General features: G+C 70.3%; 3 protein-coding genes. 1 reads left to right on the top strand and 2 read right to left on the bottom strand.

Going from position 1 to position 3,912, the window contains the following annotated elements; all coding sequences use genetic code 11:
• Positions 1 to 296: 296 nt before the first annotated feature.
• Complete coding sequence (purT, locus tag GZ998_RS05780) at positions 297 to 1,550, top strand: formate-dependent phosphoribosylglycinamide formyltransferase (RefSeq protein WP_219109326.1); 1,254 nt, start codon at positions 297 to 299, stop codon at positions 1,548 to 1,550.
• Positions 1,551 to 1,568: 18 nt separating this feature from the next.
• Here purT and GZ998_RS05775 read toward each other — a convergent pair whose 3' ends face one another.
• Positions 1,569 to 2,414 carry a DUF817 domain-containing protein gene (locus GZ998_RS05775; RefSeq protein ID WP_219109325.1) on the bottom strand — a complete coding sequence of 282 codons (846 nt, stop codon included), beginning with the start codon at positions 2,412 to 2,414 and terminating at the stop codon, positions 1,569 to 1,571.
• A gap of 71 nt (positions 2,415 to 2,485) precedes the next feature.
• On the bottom strand, positions 2,486 to 3,907 hold the full coding sequence (locus GZ998_RS05770) for a glycoside hydrolase family 1 protein (protein WP_219109333.1): 1,422 nt from the start codon (positions 3,905 to 3,907) through the stop codon (positions 2,486 to 2,488).
• Positions 3,908 to 3,912 lie beyond the last annotated feature (5 nt).

Genomic DNA, 3,912 nt, shown 5'->3' with positions numbered 1-3,912 from the left:
CAGCGCCGTGCCGCAGCGGCCGGCGCGGGGGCACGCCCGCGGGTCGCGGGCCGTCCGACCGGGCGCCGCCTGCCGGCACCGACGGCGCAGTCCGGCTCGGGCCGCGGCCGTCATCCGACGAGTGGCCGGGCTGGGTTCGGTCCAGTGAATCCATGGCCCCAGCATGACACAACCCGCTGTGCTGGGCGCGCGGAGTTTCGGTACCGTGGTCGTGGTGAACGGCGCGCCGGCGCCGAGCCGTCCGGGCAGCGCCCGCGCCCGGCACAAGCACCGACCTGGAGGCTACGGAGGCCACCGTGACCACATCCCACAGCCCTGCACCCGGTACCGACGCCGCCCTCGGCACCCCGGGAACACCGTCGGCCACTCGGGTGGCGCTGCTCGGCTCCGGGGAGCTCGGCAAGGAGGTGACGATCGCGCTCATGCGCCTGGGCGTGGAGGTGACCGCGATCGACCGCTACCCGGGCGCGCCGGCGCAGCAGGTCGCCCAGCACGCCGTAACCGTGGACATGTCCGATCCGGTGGCGCTGACGGCGGCGATCGAGTCCACCGGGGCGGGGATCGTCGTACCGGAGATCGAGGCCCTGGCCACCGACTCCCTGGTGGCGCTGGAGGAGGCCGGCGCGGTGCGGGTGGTGCCGACCGCGCGCGCCGCCCGGCTGACCATGGACCGGGAGGGCATCCGGAGGCTCGCCGCCGAGGAGCTCGGCCTGCCCACCAGTCCCTACGCCTTTGCCTCCAGTGCCGCGGAGCTCGCCGCCGGGGCCGAGCAAGTCGGCTATCCGTGCATCGTCAAGCCCGTGATGTCCTCCTCCGGGCACGGCCAGTCCGTGCTGCGCCGTCCCGACGACGTGGCTGCCGCCTGGCGACTAGCGGCCGCGGGGGGCCGGGTGGACCGGGGCCGGGTGATCGTGGAGGGCTTCGTCGACTTCGACTCCGAGATCACCCTGCTGACGGTCCGTTCCCGCGACCCGCGCACCGGCCGGACCGTCACCTCCTTCTGCGAGCCTGTGGGCCACCGCCAGGTGGACGGCGACTATGTGGAGTCCTGGCAGCCGCACCCGCTGCCCCCGGCTGCGCTGGAGCGGGCGCAGGAGGTGGCCGCCGCGGTGACCGGGGCGCTGGGCGGCTGGGGCCTGTTCGGGGTGGAGCTGTTCATCTGCGGGCAGGAGGTGCTCTTCTCGGAGGTCTCGCCCCGACCGCACGACACCGGCATGGTGACCCTGGCTACGCAGCGTCTGAGCGAGTTCGAACTGCATGCCCGGGCCCTGCTGGGGCTGCCTGTGGACACGGCGCTGCGCTCCCCCGGCGCCTCCGCCGTGGTCAAGTCCCCTGTAGAGTCCGGGCGCGGCTCCGGGGTCGTCTACCGGGGCGTGGCCGAGGCCCTGGCGGTGCCGGGCAGCGATGTGCGCCTGTTCGGTAAGCCCGAGGCGCATCCGGGACGCCGTATGGGCGTGGCGGTGGCGACTGCCGACGACGTCGAGACCGCGCGCCGGCGGGCGCGGCAGGCGGCCGGGGCCATCACCGTGACCCGCTCCGAGAACGCGTAATCAAGGCGGTCGGCGAGCTCAGCTACTGCGCCGCGGCGGGGTGACCCGGGCCTCGCCGTCGCCATAGCGCACGCCCTCCTCCGCCTTGACGGCAGCCACCAGCACGAAGCTGAGGGTGACCAGCAGAGCCCAGCTGCCGAGCTTGCCCACATGTACCAGGTGCCACCCGGCCTGCTGGTCGGGGTAGCGCCACGCATTGAGGAACGTGCCGAGGTTCTCCGCCAGCCACAGGAACACCCCGATCAGCACGAACGACACCGCGGTCGGCATGCGGTAGCGGTCCCCGCCCACGGTGAAGTGCACCGTGGAGCCCCACAGGGCCAGGAGGAAGCCGACCGCCACCACCCAGCGCAGGTCCCAGATGAAGTGGTGGGTGTAGAAGTTGGCGTAGGCGGCCACTGCCAGGGCCGTGACCGGCCAGCGGCGGAAGTCGGAGATGTGCAGGTCGAAGCGCCGGAAGGCCTGGCAGATATAGGAGCCGACCGAGGCGTACATGAAGCCCGAGAAGATCGGCACCCCACCCAGGCGTACCACGCCGGCATCCGGGTAGGTCCAGGAGCCGACTCGCACCTTGAAGACCTCCAGCGCCAGGCCGATCAGGTGGAAGGCGCAGATCACCGCCAGCTCCCGCCATGTCTCAAGCTTCAGCACCACGAAGGCGGTCTGCACCACCACCACGTAGATGAGCAGCGCGTCATAGCGTGCCAGAGGCAGGTCCACCCGGTTCCAGACGAGCACGGAGACCGCCATGCCGGCGAATACGGCGATCGGGAAGGCGCAGCAGGCCAGTTGGATGGCAGTGAACTGGGCCAGGCGCAGCGGCAGCAGCCGCAGCCGGCTCAGCGGGGCGCGTTCTTCGGGCATCGGCACACACTACCCGGTGCCCGGCGCGTCCGCCGTGAGCCGACTGCGACCGTCGGCAACCGCGTGGCCGGTCAGGCCTTCAGGCTGGCGCCGTTCGAGGCGATCACGTCCCGGTACCAGCCGAAGGACTGCTTGCGGTAGCGCTCCAGGGTGCCGGTGCCGTCGTCGTTGCGGTCCACGTAGATGAAGCCGTAGCGCTTGGACATCTGGGCGGTGGAGGCGGAGACGCAGTCGATGCAGCCCCAGGAGGTGTAGCCGATGACTTGCACGCCGTCGGCGATGGCCTCACGCACCTGCACCAGGTGGTCGTTCATGTAGTCGATGCGGTAGTCGTCCGCGACGGTGGGGGTCCCGTCGGGGCCGGTGATCAGCTCGTCGCGGGCGCCTAGGCCGTTCTCGACGATGAACAGGGGCTTGCCCCAGCGGTCCCAGTAGTCGTTGAGGATGGTGCGCAGGCCGCGCGGGTCGATGGCCCAGCCCCACTGGGAGACCTCCAGGGTGGGATTCACGACGCCGCCCATGAGGTTGCCGCCGCTGGCCTCCCGCTCCTGAGTGGCAGTCTCGCAGGAGGACATGTAGTAGGAGAAGGACACGAAGTCAACCGTGTGCTCGGCCAGGGTGCGGCGGTCGTCCTCGGTGATGTCCAGCTCGATGCCCTTGTCCCGGAGCTTGCGCAGGAAGTAGCCGGGGTAGGCGCCGCGCACGTGTACGTCGCCGAAGGTGTAGTTATCCCGTTCGGCCTGCTTGGCGGCCCACACGTCCCGCGGGTCCGGGGTAAGCGGGTAGAAGGGGATCGCCAGGATCATGCAGCCGACCTTCAGGTCGGGGCTCACCTCGTGGGCGATGCGGGTGGCGGACGCGGAGGCCACCAGCTCGTGGTGGATCGCCTGGTACAGGTCCTGCTCGCTCAGCTCCTCCTTGGGCGTGTTGATGCCGCCGGACATGAAGGGCTCGTGGAGCACGGAGTTGATCTCGTTGAAGGTCAGCCAGTACTTGACCCGCCTGCCGTAGCGCTCGAACAGGGTGCGGGCGTAGCGCTCGAAGAAGCCGATCATGCGCCGGTCGGCCCAGCCGTTGTACTCGCGGGACAGGTGCAGCGGGGTCTCGTAGTGGCTGATGGTAACCAGGGGCTCGATGCCGTACTTCTCCAGCTCGTCCAGGACCCGGTCGTAGAAGGCCAGGCCTGCCTCGTTGGGCTCGGTCTCATCCCCCTTGGGGAAGATGCGGGACCAGGCGATGGAAAAGCGGAAGACCTTGAAGCCCATCTCCGCCAGCAGGGCGATGTCCTCCTTGTAGCGGTGGTAGAAGTCGATGCCCTCCAGCTTGAGGTTGTCCGGCGTGGGGGCCTCGGTGCGGGGGCCGACGATGCCCTGGGGCATGACGTCCTGGACGCTCAGTCCCTTGCCCTCGGCGCCGTAGGCGCCCTCGTACTGGTTGGCGGCCAGTGCGCCGCCCCACAGGAAGTCGTTGGGGAAGGTCGTTGGTGTCGGCATGGTTG

The sequence above is a fragment of the Actinomyces sp. 594 genome (assembly GCF_019325145.1).
GTDB lineage: Bacteria > Actinomycetota > Actinomycetes > Actinomycetales > Actinomycetaceae > Actinomyces.
The sequence above is the reverse complement of the archived record's forward strand: the minus strand, read 5'-3'. Positions and strand labels throughout refer to the sequence as shown.

Coding starts and splice junctions, on each gene's coding strand:
- GZ998_RS05775 (WP_219109325.1), bottom strand. CDS start 2,414: ATGCCCGAAGAACGCGCCCCGCTGAGCCGGCTGCGGCTGCTGCCGCTG.
- GZ998_RS05770 (WP_219109333.1), bottom strand. CDS start 3,907: ATGCCGACACCAACGACCTTCCCCAACGACTTCCTGTGGGGCGGCGCA.